The following is a 17,854-nucleotide window of genomic DNA, read 5'->3' on the forward strand; positions in this document are numbered from 1 at the left end:
CCGCCGTACGGCGGCGAACTTCGATTGTGGGCCACGCCGGACATCTGTCCTTGAACGGTGCGGGCTGGACTAGTATATTTCAACCATGGTTGAATCAATGACTGTTGAACCATCCGGCCTTGCGCCCCAAAATGGGTTACAGAGGGGCTTTCAGGCTCTCTCCGACCCCACCCGATTGCGCATACTGGGCCTACTGGAAAGTGGCACGCGCTGCGTCTGCGAACTCCAGAGCGGCCTTCCCGAGGTGGCCCCCAACCTGCTCTCGCATCACCTGCGGGTTCTGCGGGAGGCTGGGCTGGTGCACGCAGTACGACGGGGACGCTGGATTGACTACGCACTGAACGCCGAAGCCCTCGAGCAGCTCCGAAACGCCATCCCCCGCCCGAGGGCTTTTTCTACTGCCTGCACCTGTGAGGATCTATGAATACCCTGCGTCTGAGCAAACCCTCCCCCTGGATTGGCCTGGGGTTGGCCGCGCTGGCCTGGATAGTGCTGTACCGCTCGATTCTGCCCTTCTGGGACTGGGTGGTGTACGGGCTGCTGGGCCTGCGCGCAGACACCCGGCTGGGCGAGGCGGTGCACTTCTTCCTCTATGACACCAGCAAGATTGTGCTGCTGCTCTGCGCGATTATCTTCGTGGTGGCGGTGCTACGGAGCTTTTTCAGTCTCGAGCGCACCCGAAATCTGCTGGGTGGCCGGCGGGCCGGGGTGGGCAACCTGCTGGCCGCCATCTTGGGGGTTGTCACGCCATTTTGTTCGTGCAGTGCGGTTCCGGCTTTCATTGGCTTTGTCTCGGCGGGTGTGCCCCTGGGCATCACCCTCACCTTTCTGATTGCCAGCCCCATGGTCAACGAGGTGGCCCTGGTGCTGCTCTATACCCTGTTTGGCTGGAAAATTGCCGCACTGTATCTGGTTTCCGGTCTGGTTCTGGCCATAGGCGCTGGGCTGGTGCTGGGCCGCATGGGCCTCGAGCGCTACGTGGAGCCCTTTGTCTATCAGACCAAAGTGGGCAAAACCAGCTTCGACCCCGCCCTGGGCATGCGCTGGGAAGAGCGCTTTGCCGTGGGTCTCGCCGAGGTTAAGAGCATCCTGGGCAAGATCTGGCCCTACCTGCTTTTGGGCATTGGGCTGGGGGCGGTGATTCACGGCTGGGTTCCGGCGGACTTGTTCGCCCGCTATGCCGGGCCCGAGAACCCCCTGGCGGTGTTGTTGGCGGTGCTGCTGGGCATCCCGCTTTATTCCAACGCGGCGGGCATTCTGCCGCTGGTGGAAGTTTTGCACCAGAAGGGCATTCCGATGGGCACCCTGCTGGCCTTCATGATGGCGGTGGTGGCCCTTTCCCTGCCCGAGATGATTCTGCTGCGGCAGGTGCTCAAGCTGCGCCTGATTGCTATCTGGGTAGCGGTGGTGGGCCTGGGCATCGTGCTAACTGGCTACTTGTTCAACGCGGTTTTGTAGGAGGAAGTTATGAATATCGAATCGGAAATGCCTACCCCTTCGAGCCCAGCCCACATCAAGGTCTTGGGGCCCGGCTGCAAAAACTGCCAGTTGCTCGAGACCCACGTCAAGCTGGCCCTGGAACGCATGGGCAAGAACCTCGAGGTGGAAAAAGTTACCGAGATTCCCCAAATCCTGGCCTACGGGGTGATGAAAACCCCCGCACTGGTAATTGGGGACGAGGTGGTGGTCTCGGGCTTTGTGCCCTCCCCAAGGCAGATTCAGGAGATGCTCGAGGCACGGCTGGCCTAGCCGACCTCGAGCTTTAAGGCCTTGTGGGCTTGCTTGAGATAGTCCAGGTCGTGTAGCAGCCCCTCGATACCCGCAGGGTGCAGACGGTAGTACGACCAGCGCCCCGCCCGCACCACCTCAATTAATCCCGCTTCGCGCAGGATTTTCAGGTGGTGGCTCACCGTAGGGGCAGATAACCCCAGCCGCTCGGTCAGATGGCAAAAACAAGCCCCCAAGGCTGTGCCACAGCGGGGGTCGCGCACCGTGTGTTCATCAGGCAGCTCGGCCAGAATCCGCAACAAACGCACCCGGGCCGGGTCGGCCAGGGCTTTGAAGCGCTGCACGGCTAGAATCTACAAACCACCTTACCCAAATCAGGCACTGCAGTTATGTTTAGAGCATGAACCGCCGTGCTTACCCATCGGACGTCCGTGATGAGGAATGGGCTCTGGTGCTGCCCTATTTGACCCTCGCCCCGCTGGAAGCACCCCAGCGCAAGTACGACCTGCGCGAAGTGTTCAACGCCCTGCGCTGGATGGTTCGAACCGGTGCTCAGTGGGACTACCTGCCCCACGACTTCCCACCCCCCCATATCGTTCAGGCGCAAGCCTACCGCTGGATGAACCGGGGGGTCTTCGAAGACCTGGTACACGACCTGCGCATGACCCTGCGAATGCTCCAGGGCAAAGCCGCCCATCCCAGCGCTGCCATCTACGATGCTCGCACCCTACAGTCCACCCCGCAAAGTGGGGAGCGGGCCGGATACGATGGGTACAAACGACGCAAGGGAAGCAAAGTTCACCTGGCGGTAGATACCCTGGGGCATCTGCTGGCCCTGGTAGTAACGGCGGCCAGTGAACAGGAACGGGCCCAGGTGGGAGCCCTCAGTCAACAGGTGCAGGAAGTGACGGGGGAGCAGGTGGAAGTGGCCTTTGTGGATCAGGGTTACACTGGGGAGGAAGCGGCACAAGCGGCAGAGGCGGAAGGCATCGCCCTGTGTGTGGTCAAGGTGGAAGGGGCCAAACGAGGATTCGTGCTGCTGCCGAAGCGTTGGGTGGTGGAACGTTCGTTTGCCTGGACATCCCGGTTTCGCAGGCTGGCGCGAGACTATGAGCGGCTGGCTGAGACCTTGCGAGGTTGGCACTGGTTGGCTTTTTCGATTCTGATGACAGCGAAAACTGTGGAGCTTTTACGAACAGCTAGTTAGCAGGCTCTAGGCGCTCGTTCATCAAGAAGTTAGCATACTCGAACTACGTTACCTTTGCCAGAGAAATTTCACTTTCGGATATCGGTTTACCTAAATCGACTTCAGGGCAGGGTTGCCGATAGCTTTGCACATAATAATTGCTTTCACAAAAAGGAATGATCGCTTATGTATTGATTTTTGTATGACATTAAACCCGTAGTATTCGGAAATTCTCGTGTTGCATAGTCTTGCAATACGATATTGACATTTGCCTATTCAATTCGAAGATAATAGAACCCGTCCAGTAAGTATCGAACAATGGACATAGCAACCACAAGTGGAGGTACTTATGGTGGTAAACCGTAGGCGTGTGGTACAGGTGTTGGGTGGGGTCACCATGGCCTCGCTCACCGGCGCAGGAAAGGCGCAGTTCTGGTTCGCCCCCAGCCTGACCTATCCAGCCATTAAAGTTGGCAACGTCAATACCCTCAAAAACAACGAGCCGGTCTACTTCAACTATCCCGATGCCCGCTCGCAAGGCATCCTGGTCAAGCTGGGCAGGCCGGCTATTGGGGGTGTGGGCCGTGGTCGCGATATTGTGGCATTCTCGGCAGCCTGTACCCACATGGGCTGTGGGGTGCAGTACAAAGACGGGCGCTTCCTATGTCCCTGCCACTACTCGATGTTCGACCCCGCTAAAGCGGCAGCCGTCTACCAGGGTCTGGCCAGCACCGGGCTGCCCCAGATTCAGCTAGGGGTGGCACAAAACGGGGACATTTTTGCTCGAGCCGTCAACGGCCTGATCTGGGGCCGCGTAAAAAACATCTGAGGGAGGAACCATGAGCAACATCGGACGTCGCGACGCACTGCCCATCCCCCCGACCACCGCAGAGGTGAAAAACACGGTCTGCCAGTACTGCACGGTGGGGTGCGGCTACAAGGTGTACACCTGGCCGGTAGGTTCCCAGGGGGGGTTGGCCGCTAACCAGAATGCTTTTGGCGTGGATCTGCGCAACCCGCAGAACCCCCTGGGCGGGCTGGTCTACACCGAGACCATGCACTCGATTGTGACACGCAAGGATGGTCGCCAGTACCACGTGGTGATCGTGCCGGCCAACGACTCGCCCATCAACCTCAAGCGCGACCACTCCTCGCGTGGGGCGACCAATGCCATTGCCACGTGGAGTGATGCGCGGGCTACCCGTGAACGTTTGAAGTACCCCTTGCTGCGCATGGGCGACCAGTTCCAGGTGATTACCTGGGACGAAGCCCTGACCATCCTGGCCGGGGTGGCCAAAGGCATCCGCGACCGCGATGGCAACGACGACGCTATCGCCGTCAAAGCCTTCGACCACGGGGGCTCGGGAGCCGGCTTCGAGAACAACTGGGGTGTGGGCTCGCTCTTCTTTAAAGGCTTCAGCGTCAAGCACATCGCCATCCACAACCGCCCGGCCTACAACTCCGAGGTCTGGGGCAGCCGCGAGCGGGGGGTGCACGAGCTCAACTACGACGCCATTGATGCCCGCCTGGCCGATACCATCGTGCTGTGGGGCGCCAACCCCTACGAAACCGCCAGCGTCTTCTACACCGAGCACATGCTGCCCAACTTCCAGGGGGCCACCCTGGCCGAAAAGCAGAAGGAGCTGAGCCGCGGCGAGCCGGTTGAGGCGGGGTATCTGATTGTCATTGACCCGCGCCGTACCAGCAGCCTGACCGTGGCCGAGACGGTCGCCAGTGGCCGCACGCTGCACCTGGCCCCTAACCTGGGCACCGACTACATCCTGGCCAACGCCATTGCGCGGGTGATGTGGGAGCGCAAGTACTACGACCAGCGTTTCCTCGAGACCCGCACCGACATGGCCAAGTTCGAGGAGTACAAAGCCAAGAGCCTGAAGGTGGGGGTGCCCTACGCCCAGTTCATGGCCGAGGTGGAAAAAATCACCGGGGTCAAGCGCGCCGACATCGAAAAAGCCGCAGACTGGATTGCCAAACCCAAAGCCGGAGGCTTTGCCCGCCGTACCCTGACCATCTACGAAAAAGGCATCATCTGGAATATGAAAAACTACGACCAGGTGGCGGCCATCGTGCAGATGGCGGTGTTGGGCAACAACGTGGGCCGGGCCGGTACCGGCTGCGGGCGCCTGGGCGGCCACCAGGAGGGCTATGTGCGTCCCCCTTCGCCTACCCCTGGCTCGATTTACAACGGGGGGCCTCCGGTCAACGTCGACAAGTACCTCACCGATGGCAACGGCAAGCTCTACTGGGTGATCGGCACCAACCCCTACCTCTCCACCCCCAACAACCAGCTTTTCCGCAAGCGTATTCGCGAGCGCACCAAGGCCTTGTCGGACTACCTGGGCCAGTCTGGCGAACCCGGCACCACGCAGGAGCTGGTCAATAAGATTGTGGAGGGCCTGTACGCTATCAACGGGCTGTTTATGGTGGTGCAGGATCTCTACCTGACCCACACTGCCCAGGATGCCCACCTGGTGCTGCCGGCCAGTGCCTGGGGCGAGGCCAACCAGACCTCCATCAACTGCAACAGCCGCTTGCTGCGCCTGTATGAGAAGTTCATGGATCCGCCCGGCGAGGCCAAACAAGACTGGGAGATCTGCAAACTGATGGGCCTTAAGATGGCCGAGCTGTACCGGGCCGAGGGCAAGGAGGAGGAAGCCAAACGCTTTGAGTTCGGCAAGAACTGGCGCACCGACGAAGATGTCTTCCTGGATGGTGGTAACTCCTACCCCAACAACGCCATCCCCGCCAGCGAGGAGGCCACCCTGCCCGCCGAGTGCTATAAAGGTGTTACCTACGCTTTCTTGCGCCAGGTGGGCCAGCAAGGCATCCGCACGCCGGTGCGCGTCGAAAACGGTAGGCCGGTGGGCACCCTGCGCCGCTACAGCGTGAAGTTCGGCACCAAGGACGGCAAGTTTAGCTGGTACGGCACCGACGACTGGGAAGGCTACCCCGAGGAGGTTGCCAAGTACCTCGAGGGCGACAAAGCCAAGCAGTACCCCTTCTGGATGACCTCCGGACGGGCCCAGGCCATCTGGCAGACCATGTACAACGACCGCTTCCTGCCCGAGAAGATGAGTCTGGTACCCATGCCCTACATCGAGATCAGCCGCCAGGACGCCCAGGCCCTGGGTGTGAAGGGCGGCGACCTAGTGCAGGTCTGGAACGAGGAGGGCAACGGTACCTTTGTGGTCTACGTGACCGATGCGGTCAAACCGGGCATGATTTTTGCTCTAATGTACCACCACCTGGGCACCTCCAACAGCATGACCTCCGGCTACACCGACCCCAAGACCACCATCCCCTGGTACAAAGGTACGCGCGTGGCCATCCGCAAGGTGCGGGGTGCTTTGCCCGACCTGCAGCAGTCCACCAGCTTCCTGCAGCAGAACAAGTTCGATTAAACCCAGTACAACCAACGTCCCACCCGCCAAGGGTGGGACTTTTCGTGTGCACTGGAGGTCTTTATTGCATACCCAGCTTTTCCCTTTGCTTGGGCGGGCAGGGCACGTCCCCGTAGCTGCAAAACACGCAACAGTCCCCCGGCCTGGGCCGCATCCAGTGGCCGCACTGTTCGCACTGATAAAAGTGCTGGCAGGCCTCTTCCGGCATGGTGAGCAGCGTTGCGTGGCCGCAGGAGGGGCAGCGGAGGGTAGACTGGAGGATAACCATGTATGTATTGTAGCCCGTGGGTGCAGTGAGCTGGGTCTGCCATAATACATAGGTGCTTCTACCTCGAGCAGCCCTCACCCTGGCCGTTTTCATGAGCCTGGCCCTGGCCCAGCCGGGTTCGGTTTTTTTATCGGGCGCAAAGCACGAGTACCAGCGCTACAACAACTGTGGCCCCGTTACGCTGGGTATGGCCCTGAGCTACTGGGGGGGTTCGCTTACGCAGTACCAGATTGCCCCAGTGCTCAAACCCAACAAAAACGACAAAAACGTAAGCCCCGAGGAGATGGTCGCCTTCGCGCGCAAGCAGGGGTTTGGCGTGCACGGGGGGGTGGCCGGCGATCTGGGCCTGCTCAAACGCCTCTTAGCCGGGGGCTTTCCGGTGATTATCGAGACCTGGTTTGTGACCCCCGACCACGGCGGCATGGGGCACTACCGCCTGCTGGTGGGCTACGACGACCGCCTGGGCCACTTCAACGCCTTCGATAGCTACTACGGCCCCAAGGTAACGCTGCGCTATGGCGAGATGGACGCTTTGTGGCAGGTGTTCAACCGCACCTATCTGGTGGTGTATCCCCCCAGCCGCAAGGCGCAGCTTGCCACCTTGCTGGGGAGCCGGATGAACGGGCCGACCGAACTGCGGATGGCCCTCGAGCTGGCCCGGCGCGAAACCCAGGCCAGCCCCCACAACGCCTTCGCCTGGTTCAACCTGGGCAGCACCCTGCTACGGCTTGGCGATGCCGAGGAAGCGGCCAGGGCCTACGACCGCTCGCGCCAGATTGCGCCGAGCCGCGCCCTCGACCCCCGCCGCCCGGCCAACGCAGCGAGCAACTGGCCCTGGCGGATGCTGTGGTACCAGTTTGGCCCCTACGAGGCCTACTTCAAAACCGGGCGCTACCAGGAGGTGATCGCCCTGGCCAACGACGTGCTGGGCCGTATTAACGACCACGAGGAGAGCTACTACTGGCGCGGCCTGGCCCGCAAAGCCCTGGGCAACCTGGAAGGGGCCAGGGCCGACTTTCAGGCCGCGTTACGCTACAAACCAGGCTACCTCGAGGCGGCGTTGGCTTTGCAAAACCTGCGGGCACAAAGCAACCGCTAGGCTACCTCGAGTAGTTCGGTGCTTCCTTGGTAATGGTCACCCCGTGCGGGTGGCTTTCGATCAGGCCGGCGTTGGAGATGCGGGTGAAGCGGGTCTGGGTGCGGAAGGTCTCGAGGTCGGGTGCGCCGCAGTAGCCCATCGAGGCCCGCAGGCCCCCCACCACCTGGTAGAGCACGTCGCCCACCGGCCCCTTGTAGGGCACCATGCCCTCGATGCCCTCGGGTACGAGTTTTTTGGCCTCGAGCTGCTTGGCGCTGCTGCCGGACTCCTGGAAGTAGCGGTCGGCGGAGCCCTGGCGCATGGCCCCCAGGCTGCCCATGCCCCGGTAGAGCTTGTAGCGGCGGCCATCCTTGAGCACCTCTTCACCGGGGGCCTCCTGGGTACCGGCCAGCATGGAGCCGAGCATCACGCTGTGGGCCCCGGCGGCCAGGGCCTTGGCTACGTCGCCGGAGTATTTGATGCCGCCGTCGGCAATTACCGGTACATCCAGGCCCTCGAGGCCCGCCACCGCCTCCATAATGGCGGTAATCTGCGGCACCCCCACCCCGGTCACCACCCGGGTGGTGCAGATGGAGCCCGGCCCAATCCCCACCTTGACCGCGTCGGCCCCGGCCTCGGCCAGAGCCCGTGCACCCTCGGCGGTGGCAACGTTACCGGCGATAATCTGCACTGCCTCACCAAAGGTTTGTTTGAGCTGCCTGAGGGCCTCCAGAATGCCCCGGCTGTGGCCGTGGGCGCTGTCCAGCACCAGCACATCCACGCCGGCTTCCACCAGGGCTCGGGCCCTGGCTTCCAGATCCTTCGAGACCCCCACCGCCGCCGCCACCAGCAGGCGGCCCTGGGCATCCTTGGCCGCGAAGGGGAACTTCTGGCGCTTGGTCAGGTCTTTGAGGGTCAGGAGGCCCCTGAGCCGCCCTTCGTGGTCTACCAGGGGCAGTTTTTCAATTTTGTGCTGGCGCAATAGCTGCTCGGCTTCCTCCAGGATGGTGCCGGGCGGCGCGGTCACCAGGCGCTCCACCGGGGTCATCACCTCGGAGACCAGCCGCCCCATATCGCGCTCGAAGCGCAGGTCACGGTTGGTGACCAGGCCCAGCAGCTTGCCGTAGAAGTCCACCACCGGTAGCCCCCCAATCTTGAACTCGCGCATCAGGCGCTCGGCGTCCTCCAGGGTGGCGTTGGGGGCCAGGGTGACGGGGTCTTGGATCATGCCGGCCTCGCTGCGCTTGACCTTGCGCACCATGGCGGCCTGTTCGTCGGGGCTCAGGTTTTTGTGAATAACCCCCAGGCCGCCCTCACGGGCCATGGCAATAGCCATCTCGGCCTCGGTGACGGTGTCCATGGCGGCAGAGATGATGGGAATGTTGAGCCAGAGCTTGCGGGTCAGGCGGGTGCGGGTGTCCACATCGCGGGGCAGCACCTCCGAATAGGCCGGGATAAGCAGCACGTCGTCGAAGGTCAGGCCTTCTTGCTGGATTTTTTCTGTTCTGGAACGGGGTTTGTTGGGGGTCTCGAGCATATTCCCAGCAGTATAGCAGCCCCGCATTAAAGCAAAAACATACCCCCTAGGGTAAGCAGGGCCTACCCGCCTTTGGTGTGGGTCGGGCGGTTACCTCGAGCCCACCACTTCCTTCCTGGGGCTCTCGCCCAGGGCGTTCTCGCCGGTCAGTTCGCGGCCCAGAATCAGGGTGTGGATGTCGTGGGTGCCCTCGTAGGTGTCCACGGTCTCGAGGTTCAGCATGTGGCGGATGCTGTGGTACTCGAGGGTAATCCCGCTACCGCCCAGAATTTCACGGGCCGCCCTGGCGCCGTTGAGCGCGGCCCGCACGTTGTCGCGCTTGCCCAGGCTCACCTGCGCGGGCTTGAGGGTTCCGGCGTCCTTGAGCTGGGCCAGGCGCCAGGCCAGCAGCAAGCCCTTGGTGTGGTCGGCGGCCATGCGCACCAGTTTTTCCTGTACCAGCTGGCGGCTGGCGATGGGGGCCCCAAAGGTGCTGCGGCTCCTGGCGAACTCGAGCGCCTCGGTGTACACCGCCTCCAGCGCCCCCAGCGCCCCCCAGGCAATGCCAAAGCGGGCTTGCGTGAGGCAGGAGAGCGGCCCCTTGAGGCCCTTGACCCCCGGCAGCATGGCGCTGGCCGGCACGCGCACGTCCTCCAGCACCAGCTCGCTGGTAACCGAGGCCCTTAGCGAAGCTTTGTGCTGAATCTTGTTGGCCCTGAAGCCCTTGGTATCGGTGGGCACGATAAAGCCGCGCACCACGCCCTCGTCGTCCTTGGCCCAGATGATGGCGATGTGGGCCAGGTTGCCGTTGGTAATCCACATCTTGGAGCCGTTTAGCACGTAATCGCCGCCGTCACGCCGAGCGCGGGTTTTCATGTTGGCGTCGGGGTCGCTGCCGCCGTCGGCCTCGGTCAGGCCAAAGCAGCCCACGTACTCGCCGGTGGCCAGCTTGGGCAGGTATTCGCGCTTCTGCTCCTCGGAGCCATAGGCCCAGATGGGGTACATCACCAGGCTGCTCTGCACGCTGCAAAAGCTGCGCAGGCCGGAGTCGATGCGCTCGAGCTCGTAGCCAATTACCCCGTAGGCAGCGGCGCTGGCCCCCATCCCGCCGTACTCGGTGGGGATGGTGGTGCCCAGAAAGCCCATCTCGCCGAACTTTCGGATCAGGTGCACCGGAAACTCGGCGTTCTCCCACCACTCGGCAATGTGGGGCAGAGCCTCGGCCTCGAGGAACTTTCGGGCGGCTTTTTGAATCTCGCGCTCTTCGGGGGTGAGCAGCTCGGCTACCTGGTAAAAGTCGAACATACGGAGACCTCGAGGGCCAATTCTACCGCAACCACAGCGTGGTATTGTGGGGTGTCTTGATGAAATCTCCAGATTCGCCTGCATCGAGGGAACTGCATGATCAAGTACATCGGCTCAAAACGGGCTTTGCTTCCCTGGATTATCGGCACCATACAGTCCATTCACCACCAGGCGCCCATCCGCACGGTGGTGGATCTGTTTTCGGGTAGCGCTCGAGTAGGCCACGCACTAAAGTCCAAAGGGTTTTATGTGACCAGCAACGACCTGATGAACTATGCCCACGTGCTGGCCCAGGCGCTGGTCGAGGCCGACGCGCGCACCTACAGCCGGGAGCGCGTTCAGCCCATGCTGGACAGGCTGCAATCCCTGCCCCCGCGCCAGGGCTGGTTTACCCAGGACTACTGCGAGAAGGCCCGCTATTTTCAGCCCAAAAACGGCGCGCGCATCGAGGCCATCCGCGAGGGGCTCGAGGCCGAGGCCGGGGGCGACCCCCTGCTGCGGGCCATCCTGCTCACCAGCCTGATGCTGGCCGCCGACAAGGTAGACTCCACCACCGGCATACAGATGGCCTACCTGAAGCGATGGGCCCCCCGCGCCCACAACGACCTGCGCCTGGACTACCCCCCCTTGCTAAACGGCCCCGGTCAGGCCCTGCAGGGGGATGCGCTCGAGGTGGCCGCCCACCTGGAAGCCGACCTCTTCTACCTCGACCCCCCCTACAACCAGCACTCGTACCTGGGCAACTACCACGTGTGGGAGACCCTGGTGCGCTGGGACAAACCCCAGACCTACGGCGTAGCCAACAAGCGCAAAGACGTACAGGAACGCAAAAGCCCCTTCAATTCCAGGCGCGAGGCCCGGGAAGCCATGCAAACCCTGCTAGGGCGCATCCAAGCCCAGCATCTGGTGGTCTCGTTCAACAACGAGGGGTTCTTTGCCGCCGAGGAAATTGAGGAGATGCTCCGGCACTGGGGCTTCGTGCGCCGCCTCACCCGCCCCCACGCCCGCTATGTGGGGGCCCGCATCGGCATCTACAACCCCCAGGGCGAAAAGGTGGGCCAGGTCTCGCACACCGAAAACCACGAGCACCTGTTCGTGGCGACCCACAGCCGGAGGGTGTACAACGCCCTATCCGACCACACCGAGGCCGCCGAGGCCCTTCAGCTATCGCTTTTCTGAGACTGGATTAGAGCCCCAAGATTCAGGGCAGGTACATCTGCCGGAGTTCGATTATCTCCCGCTTGGCCTCGTTGACCCTGATGTAAAACGGGGTGTACTTATCGAACGACCAGCCGAAGTTCCGGCCCCCCAGCCCCTGGATGAGCTGCTGGGGGGTGGCCTGGAAGTACTCCCCTGCGCTTTTGAGCAGGAATATTTTGGTGCTGGGGGTAAAGCGGAAGGTACGGAGGAGGGGGTTCTGGTTGGAAATCTCGAGGCCTGCTGGACAGTCGTCGCGGTTGCAGTCCCTCACCTCGACATAATCGAGCTTAATGATCCAGACCCCCTGCACCTGCCGGAAGTCGGTAATGAGGGCCTCGCGGTTTTGCCACTGGGCCAGGCCCAGGCCAGCCAGCAGCAGTATAGAAAACCAGACTATACGCATATTTTCACCTTTCGCCCATTCGACGATAGCCGAACCATAACGCCAGCACAAGGGGAACCAGGGTCGCGGCTACCACAATCAACAACCACAGGGGGCCTTCCCCACTGGCCAGGTAGTTGGTCTGACCCTGGGTGATGGCCAGGTAGACCGGGCGGCTGGCCAGCAGCACCAGAAACCCGGCGTGCAGGAGCATGAAGCCCATGTACAAAAACCCGCCCATCCCGATGGGCACCTCGGCGGGGTTGGCGGCGTCGAACTTGGGGAAAGCAGCCCCCAGCCCCACCCCCAAAGCCGCCGCCGTCAAGGCCGAGGCCAGGCCCAGCACCACCGATATCTGGGTGAGGTTGTCGTCCAGGCCAATCACCCGCGGCGAGAAGTAGCCCAGGGCCAGGCCCAGCGGCAGCAGGAAGAAGAGGGCCAGCCCAAAGCGGGTGAGCAGGATGGTGTGTTTGGCGACCGGGCCGGTTTGCAGCATCCAGTAGCCGGGGCCCTCGAGGCTCAGGAGCGGGTAGGCCAGCCGCACCCCCACCCCGCCAATCACGAAGCCCTGGAAGGCCAGGTGCATGAAGCCGGCCACCACCTGAAAGCGGGTATCCCCCAGGGGCAGGTACTGCAGGCTGGTGGTATACAGGAGCACCAGCACCCCCACCAGGATGAGCTGGGAGGCCTGGTTGGCATCGCGGAAGAAGAGCCGCAGGTCACGGGCCCACAGCGCACCGGCCAGGCTGGCCATTGTCCAGCGATCCAGCAGGCCGGGGCGCACCAGACCGCGCTCGCGCACCGTGCCCTCCAGGGCACGTACCCAGCCTTGCTGGTAGGCATAGCCCGCGACCAGCCCCGCCAGGAGCAGCAGCCCCCCCGACAGGGCCAGCAACAGCCAGAACTGTGCTTCAATCTCGCCCCGCACCAACCCTTTGAGGGCCTGCTGGGCCAGGGCCGAGGGCAGGAAGGGGGCGGTGGGGTCGCGGAAGGTCTGGAGGAAGCGGTCGAGCTCCTCGGGGTTGGCGAAGTTGGTCTGCAGCAACACCTCGGGGCGCAGAGCCCGCAACAGGAAGATGAGCAGCCCGCCCAGCACCGCACCCAGCGCCGCAGCCCACTCCCGCGCCCGACCTGCCGGGGCGAAGCGCACCAGCGGCAGGGCCAGCCCTACCCCCAGCACCACCGGAAAGGCGAACAGGGCCAGCATCAGCAGTGCAGCTCCAAGGAAGAAGATGGGCGGTGCGCCGTAGTGTGCGCCATAGGCGAAGAGCACCGGCAGCACCAGCAGCATGGGCAAGAGGGCGGTGGTGACGAACACCTCGCCCACCTTGAACAAAAACACCCGGCTGGCTTTTTGCGGCAGGGTGAGGTGCAGGGGCAGGTCTTCCGAGGTGTAGAGGACGGCCACCGCGTTGGGCAGCGCCGAGAGCACCACCGAGCTCGAGAGCACCAGAAGCAGGCTGCCCAGGATGCGATCTACCAATACGTCGCGGGTGAAGGCCGCAGCCAGCCGGTTCACAAAGGTTCCACTGCCAAACAGCTCGTTGGAGATGAAGTTCAGAAACCAGCTCGTGCCCCACCAGGCCCCGTACGCCAGCACAGCCCCCAGCAGCAACCCCACCAGGGCCGAGGCCGGAGCCTGGCGGAAGCCGTTCCACACAAGCCGTATACGCAGGGTCAGCATCCGTCCACAGTGTAGACCACCTGCGCCCAGTGCTTGGTGCGTTTGTACCGAATAGGGCGAACAATCCCCCCCATGACCCCCATCTAAAGCGTTCTGCTCGGTGCTGTAAGGCGTTCATGCTCTGCACAGAGACAAATACCCCTAGCTACCCCGCCTGGCTTTTGCATTAGACTTAGGTAAATGTTGATCAAAGACGTAATGCACAGTCCGGTGCTGACGGTAGACGTTGGGGTAACGCTCGAGGCGGCCTACCACATCATGCTGCAGCGCAACATCCGGCACATTCCCGTAACCCAGGAAGGCCGCCTGGTGGGGATGATCACCGACCGCGATATCCGGCTGGCCACCAGTCCTTTTGCGGTGGGGGGCGCCAAGCCCACCGATACCCCGGTCGGGCAGGTGATGGCCCAGCCGGTGATAACGGGCGACCCCCTCGACCCGGTCGAGGAGGCCGCGCGGGTCATGCGCCAGCGCAAGATTGGGGCCCTGCCCATCCTGGAGGGCGAGGCCCTGGTGGGCATCGTGACCGGAATTGACCTGCTGGATGCGCTCCTGCGGCTGACCGGGGTGGAAAAACCCAGTGGGCGGCTCGAGGTCTGCCTCGACGACCGGCCCGGCGAGCTGGCCCGCCTGAGCGGCGAACTGGCCCAGCAGCATATCAACATCCACTCCCTGCTGACCTACCCCTGCGGCGAGGGCACCGTGACCACCGTGGTGCGGGTGGGCACCCTGGACACCCGCAGGATTGCTCGAGAGTTGCGCCAAAAAGGATTTGTGGTACAGTGGCCCCCCGAAATCCCCAGCAAGCGCTTATGAGTGTTCCGGTCATCTACAGCCCCCAGTACCAGCTCTACAACTTTGGGCCCCAGCACCCCTTCAGTCCGCTGCGCCTGGAGATGCTTCTGGACTTGCTGGAACACCTGGGCCACCCGCTTCAGTTTGTCGAGCCAGCGCAGGCCACCCGCGAGGAGGTGCGCAGCGTGCACCTGGAGTCGTTTGTGCGCCGGGTCGAGGCTGCCGGAAGGGGCGAGTATTCACCGGACTTCGACCACTACGGCCTCGGAACTGCCGATACCCCCATCTTTCCCGGTATGGACGAGGCGGCCCGCTGGCTGGTAGGGGGCACGCTCACCGCGGCCCGGATGGTCTCGAGCGGGGCTGCCAGGGAAGTCTTGCAGCTTGGGGGCGGGCTGCACCATGCGCAAAAGGATCTGGCCTCGGGGTTTTGTGTCTACAACGACCTTTCGGTGGCGATTCGCCACCTGACCGAGCAGGGGCTGCGGGTGGCCTACATTGACATAGACGTACACCACGGCGATGGGGTGCAGTGGATTCACTACGACGAGCCCCATGTGCTCACCTTCTCGATTCACGAGTCGGGGCGCTACCTCTACCCCGGCACCGGCCATACCCACGAGATCGGCAAGGCCCTGGGCACCGGACGCAAGCTGAACATACCCCTGGAGCCCTTTACCGAGGACGATTCTTACCTCGAGGTTCTGCAGATGGGCCTCGAGCCCGCCCTGCACTGGTTCCGCCCGGACGTGCTGGTGGTGCAGTGCGGCGCCGATGCTCATTTTCAGGATCCGCTGGCCGAAATTCTGCTGACCACCCAGGCCTACGCCAAAATTTTCCCCCTGCTGCGACAGTACGCCGCGGCCTTTGCGGGAGGGCGGGCGGTCTACACCCTGGGGGGCGGCTACAGCCTGGATGCAACCAGCCGCATCTGGGCCCTGCTCTACCTCACGTTGCAAGGCCTGCCCCTGCCCGATCACCTCCCCGAACCCTGGCTTCGGCGCTGGGGAACCCAGCTTGGGCACTTCCTGACCCATACCCTCTTCGACCCCGAAGGCGCCTACCCCGAGATTCCCCGCAAAGCCGAGATCGAGCGCCGCAACCGCCAGGTAACCGAGCGGATGCTCGAGTCGGTGCGGCCATACTGGAGCTGATACCAGATTGGGTTAGGTCGCTGCCGCACCCCGACGACCCAACCCGACTAACGGGATCCCTTTTTTCGCCGATCCTAGCGGGGGGAGTGCTCCAGGATTCAACAAGATTGCCTCTTAAGGTTTTTTTTCGCTGATTATCTTTTTTAATCCGCTATGAACCTAGCCCCGCAGCCGCGGTTTGTGCAAAGATGTCTGGGAGATACTTCAGGCCAGTGAGGTGGGAGGATGCATCTGCAACCGGGGCTGTACCAACACTACAAGGGCAAGTACTACTGGGTGCACGGTTTGGCCCGCCACTCCGAAACCGAGGAGTGGTTCGTGGTATACGAAACCCGCTATGGCGTCGAGCCTGAAACCCTGTGGGTGCGCCCGCTGGCGATGTTTTTGGAAGATGTGGAGGTAGACGGTAAGCAGGTGCCCCGCTTCTGCTATGTGGGGGAAAACGAACCTTGACCCTTTACCTTCGGCATCTAAACCGATACCCTTACTCCCGTGCAGCGGATTTTTTGGCTGGCCTGGCGCGACCTGGTGCTGGAGTTTCGGGGGCGTACGGGCCTTTTGTCGGCGGTGTTTTTCCTGGCGGTGATGCTGTTTATTCTGGCCATGGCCTTTGGCCCCAACCCCCAGGATCTGCGAAAAGCGGCCCCAGGGGTGCTGTGGGTGGCCCTGGCTTTTGCGGGCAGCTTGCTGGCGGGGCGGGCTTTTGGCCTCGAGGTCGAGGACGGCACCCTGGACGATTTGCTCCTGACCCCCGGTAGCCGGGAGTGGATCTACTTCGGCAAGCTGCTGTTTCAGTTTGCCCTGCTGATGTTGGTAGGGCTGGTGTTAATGTTCCTGACGGCGGGGCTTTTCTACCTGCCTTTGCAGCACTGGGGCTGGTTCATGGCAGCGTTGCTGCTGGGCTCGCTGGGCTATGCCGCCATCTCCACCTTTTACGCCGGTATGCTGGCCCGCCTGCGGGGGCGCGAGGTGCTTCTGCCGCTGCTGCTCTTCCCCCTGGTGATTCCGGTGGTGCTCGCTGCGGTACGCTTTACCCAGGGGCTGGCCCAGGGTGTTCCGGTGGCCGAGCTTTTGGACTGGCTGCGGTTACTTCTGGTCTTCGATGTGATTTACGTGACGGTGTGTGCGATGGTGTTTCCGTACATGCTCGAGGGCTAGGTTATGACCGCTATTACCGCAAGTAAAATTTGTCCGTTGCCCCACCGGGGTAATCTAGAGGACGCGACTTACGAAGGTTCATGGCCCCTTTAGATGTAACGTGGTTTACGCCAAGTTAATCTATTTCGGGCCAGAATACATACATAAAGGAGAGGACTAGGATGCAGCTCGCTCGCTCCAATCAAACCAACCGCTTGGATGGCTTGACCCTCGGCCTGCTGGCTTTGGGGGGGGTGGGTGCGGTGGTGGGGCTCGTCATGGCCCTGAGCGCACCGCCCGACCAGAGCCAGGGCTTTGTGGCCCGCATTTTCCATGTGCACGTTCCCACAGCCTGGATGGCCTATCTGGCTAGCTTTGGCGCGCTAGGCTACTCGGTGGCCTATCTGGTGCGGCGCAAAGCCCACCACGACCGGGTGGCCGCCGCCGTGGTGGAGGTAGGCCTCATCTTCATGGCCCTGGCGCTGCTTACGGGCATGCTCTGGGCCCGGCCCACCTGGGGGGTGTACTGGGACTGGGAGCCCCGGCTGACCACCACCGCCATCCTGTTTGCCATCTACGTGGGGTACGTGGTGGTGCGAGGTGCCATCGAAGACCCCGAGCTCAGGGCCAAGGCCGCGGCGGGGGTGGCGATACTGGGGGCCATTAATGTGCCCATCAGCTACATGTCGGTCAAGTGGTGGCGCAGCCTGCACCAGACCCAGTCCATTGACCTTACCACCGGAAAAATTAACGTGGACGCGGCCATCCTGATCCCCATGCTGGTCAACCTGGCGGCGTTTACCCTGCTGTTTATTGGGCTGGTGCGGCTCCGCAGCATTATTGCCGCCCGCGAGGCGGCCCGGGAGGAGGCCTGAGATGACCGATAACCCCCTATGGAACCCGGCCAACCCCTTCGTGGTCTGGACTTTCGTAGCGGTGTATGGCCTGGTGTTTGGTTACCTGGGTTACTTGCTCTGGCGTTACCAGAGAAATCGGTAGGGA

General features: G+C 62.6%; 20 protein-coding genes. 14 read left to right on the forward strand and 6 right to left on the reverse strand.

All coding sequences use genetic code 11. From position 1 onward, the window contains the following. The first annotated feature begins 85 nt into the window (after positions 1-85). The 3 genes from Q0X18_RS02825 to Q0X18_RS02835 are packed head-to-tail and all read left to right on the forward strand — an operon-like array spanning position 86 to position 1,749. Complete coding sequence (locus Q0X18_RS02825) at positions 86-424, forward strand: helix-turn-helix transcriptional regulator (RefSeq protein WP_297558257.1); 339 nt, start codon at positions 86-88, stop codon at positions 422-424. Next, positions 421-1,458, forward strand: coding sequence for a permease (locus Q0X18_RS02830; RefSeq protein ID WP_297558259.1), 1,038 nt, complete (start codon positions 421-423; stop codon positions 1,456-1,458). Before Q0X18_RS02825 ends, Q0X18_RS02830 begins: the two co-directional genes overlap by 4 nt. A gap of 9 nt (positions 1,459-1,467) precedes the next feature. Next, the gene (locus tag Q0X18_RS02835; RefSeq protein ID WP_297558261.1) at positions 1,468-1,749 is read left to right on the forward strand and encodes a thioredoxin family protein; all 282 of its coding nucleotides are present in this window, start codon (positions 1,468-1,470) and stop codon (positions 1,747-1,749) included. On the opposite strand, the gene Q0X18_RS02840 is transcribed toward Q0X18_RS02835, so the two are convergent. Then, positions 1,746-2,072, reverse strand: coding sequence for a helix-turn-helix transcriptional regulator (locus tag Q0X18_RS02840; RefSeq protein ID WP_297558263.1), 327 nt, complete (start codon positions 2,070-2,072; stop codon positions 1,746-1,748). The genes Q0X18_RS02835 and Q0X18_RS02840 overlap by 4 nt on opposite strands. Positions 2,073-2,128: 56 nt before the next feature. Between Q0X18_RS02840 and Q0X18_RS02845 the strand changes: the two genes are divergently transcribed. The 3 genes from Q0X18_RS02845 (at position 2,129) to Q0X18_RS02855 (ending at position 6,333) form a co-directional block, all read left to right on the forward strand. Further along, positions 2,129-2,935, forward strand: a complete 807-nt coding sequence (locus tag Q0X18_RS02845; RefSeq protein WP_119342530.1) for an IS5 family transposase — start codon at positions 2,129-2,131, stop codon at positions 2,933-2,935. A gap of 328 nt (positions 2,936-3,263) precedes the next feature. Then, entirely contained in the window at positions 3,264-3,743 is a 480-nt protein-coding gene (locus Q0X18_RS02850; protein ID WP_297558266.1) for an arsenate reductase (azurin) small subunit, read from the forward strand. 10 nt (positions 3,744-3,753) lie between these two features. After that, positions 3,754-6,333: an arsenate reductase (azurin) large subunit gene (locus tag Q0X18_RS02855; protein ID WP_297558269.1), complete on the forward strand. Its 2,580-nt coding sequence runs from the start codon at positions 3,754-3,756 to the stop codon at positions 6,331-6,333. A gap of 61 nt (positions 6,334-6,394) precedes the next feature. On the opposite strand, the gene Q0X18_RS02860 is transcribed toward Q0X18_RS02855, so the two are convergent. Next, the gene (locus Q0X18_RS02860) at positions 6,395-6,601 is read right to left on the reverse strand and encodes a GDCCVxC domain-containing (seleno)protein (RefSeq protein ID WP_297558271.1); all 207 of its coding nucleotides are present in this window, start codon (positions 6,599-6,601) and stop codon (positions 6,395-6,397) included. A 52-nt stretch (positions 6,602-6,653) separates the two neighbouring features. Here Q0X18_RS02860 and Q0X18_RS02865 point away from each other — a divergent pair, with 52 nt between their 5' ends. Further along, complete coding sequence (locus tag Q0X18_RS02865) at positions 6,654-7,700, forward strand: tetratricopeptide repeat protein (RefSeq protein ID WP_297558274.1); 1,047 nt, start codon at positions 6,654-6,656, stop codon at positions 7,698-7,700. Between the two features lies 1 nt (position 7,701). On the opposite strand, the gene guaB is transcribed toward Q0X18_RS02865, so the two are convergent. After that, positions 7,702-9,216: an IMP dehydrogenase gene (gene guaB, locus Q0X18_RS02870; protein WP_297558277.1), complete on the reverse strand. Its 1,515-nt coding sequence runs from the start codon at positions 9,214-9,216 to the stop codon at positions 7,702-7,704. Between the two features lie 90 nt (positions 9,217-9,306). After that, positions 9,307-10,500 (reverse strand): acyl-CoA dehydrogenase family protein, encoded by a 1,194-nt coding sequence (locus Q0X18_RS02875; protein WP_297558279.1) that lies wholly within the window; start codon positions 10,498-10,500, stop codon positions 9,307-9,309. A 96-nt stretch (positions 10,501-10,596) separates the two neighbouring features. Between Q0X18_RS02875 and Q0X18_RS02880 the strand changes: the two genes are divergently transcribed. After that, positions 10,597-11,679: a DNA adenine methylase gene (locus Q0X18_RS02880; RefSeq protein ID WP_297558281.1), complete on the forward strand. Its 1,083-nt coding sequence runs from the start codon at positions 10,597-10,599 to the stop codon at positions 11,677-11,679. 22 nt (positions 11,680-11,701) lie between these two features. On the opposite strand, the gene Q0X18_RS02885 is transcribed toward Q0X18_RS02880, so the two are convergent. Continuing rightward, positions 11,702-12,103, reverse strand: coding sequence for a hypothetical protein (locus Q0X18_RS02885; RefSeq protein WP_297558283.1), 402 nt, complete (start codon positions 12,101-12,103; stop codon positions 11,702-11,704). A 4-nt stretch (positions 12,104-12,107) separates the two neighbouring features. Then, the gene (locus Q0X18_RS02890) at positions 12,108-13,766 is read right to left on the reverse strand and encodes a hypothetical protein (protein ID WP_297558286.1); all 1,659 of its coding nucleotides are present in this window, start codon (positions 13,764-13,766) and stop codon (positions 12,108-12,110) included. A 180-nt stretch (positions 13,767-13,946) separates the two neighbouring features. Between Q0X18_RS02890 and Q0X18_RS02895 the strand changes: the two genes are divergently transcribed. From Q0X18_RS02895 to Q0X18_RS02920, 6 genes are all read left to right on the forward strand, one after another. Further along, positions 13,947-14,582, forward strand: coding sequence for a CBS and ACT domain-containing protein (locus Q0X18_RS02895; protein ID WP_297558289.1), 636 nt, complete (start codon positions 13,947-13,949; stop codon positions 14,580-14,582). Continuing rightward, positions 14,579-15,715, forward strand: coding sequence for an acetoin utilization protein AcuC (locus Q0X18_RS02900; RefSeq protein WP_297558291.1), 1,137 nt, complete (start codon positions 14,579-14,581; stop codon positions 15,713-15,715). The genes Q0X18_RS02895 and Q0X18_RS02900 overlap by 4 nt, the downstream gene beginning before the upstream one ends. 225 nt (positions 15,716-15,940) lie before the next feature. Next, positions 15,941-16,168: a DUF1653 domain-containing protein gene (locus Q0X18_RS02905; protein ID WP_297558294.1), complete on the forward strand. Its 228-nt coding sequence runs from the start codon at positions 15,941-15,943 to the stop codon at positions 16,166-16,168. Positions 16,169-16,207: 39 nt separating this feature from the next. Beyond that, positions 16,208-16,873, forward strand: coding sequence for a heme exporter protein CcmB (locus tag Q0X18_RS02910; RefSeq protein WP_297558297.1), 666 nt, complete (start codon positions 16,208-16,210; stop codon positions 16,871-16,873). Positions 16,874-17,034: 161 nt separating this feature from the next. Next, the gene (ccsA, locus tag Q0X18_RS02915) at positions 17,035-17,727 is read left to right on the forward strand and encodes a cytochrome c biogenesis protein CcsA (RefSeq protein ID WP_297558300.1); all 693 of its coding nucleotides are present in this window, start codon (positions 17,035-17,037) and stop codon (positions 17,725-17,727) included. Between the two features lies 1 nt (position 17,728). Then, complete coding sequence (locus Q0X18_RS02920) at positions 17,729-17,851, forward strand: hypothetical protein (RefSeq protein ID WP_297558303.1); 123 nt, start codon at positions 17,729-17,731, stop codon at positions 17,849-17,851. The last annotated feature ends 3 nt before the right edge of the window (positions 17,852-17,854 follow it).

This window comes from Meiothermus sp., from assembly GCF_026004075.1.
Classification (GTDB): Bacteria; Deinococcota; Deinococci; order Deinococcales; family Thermaceae; genus Meiothermus.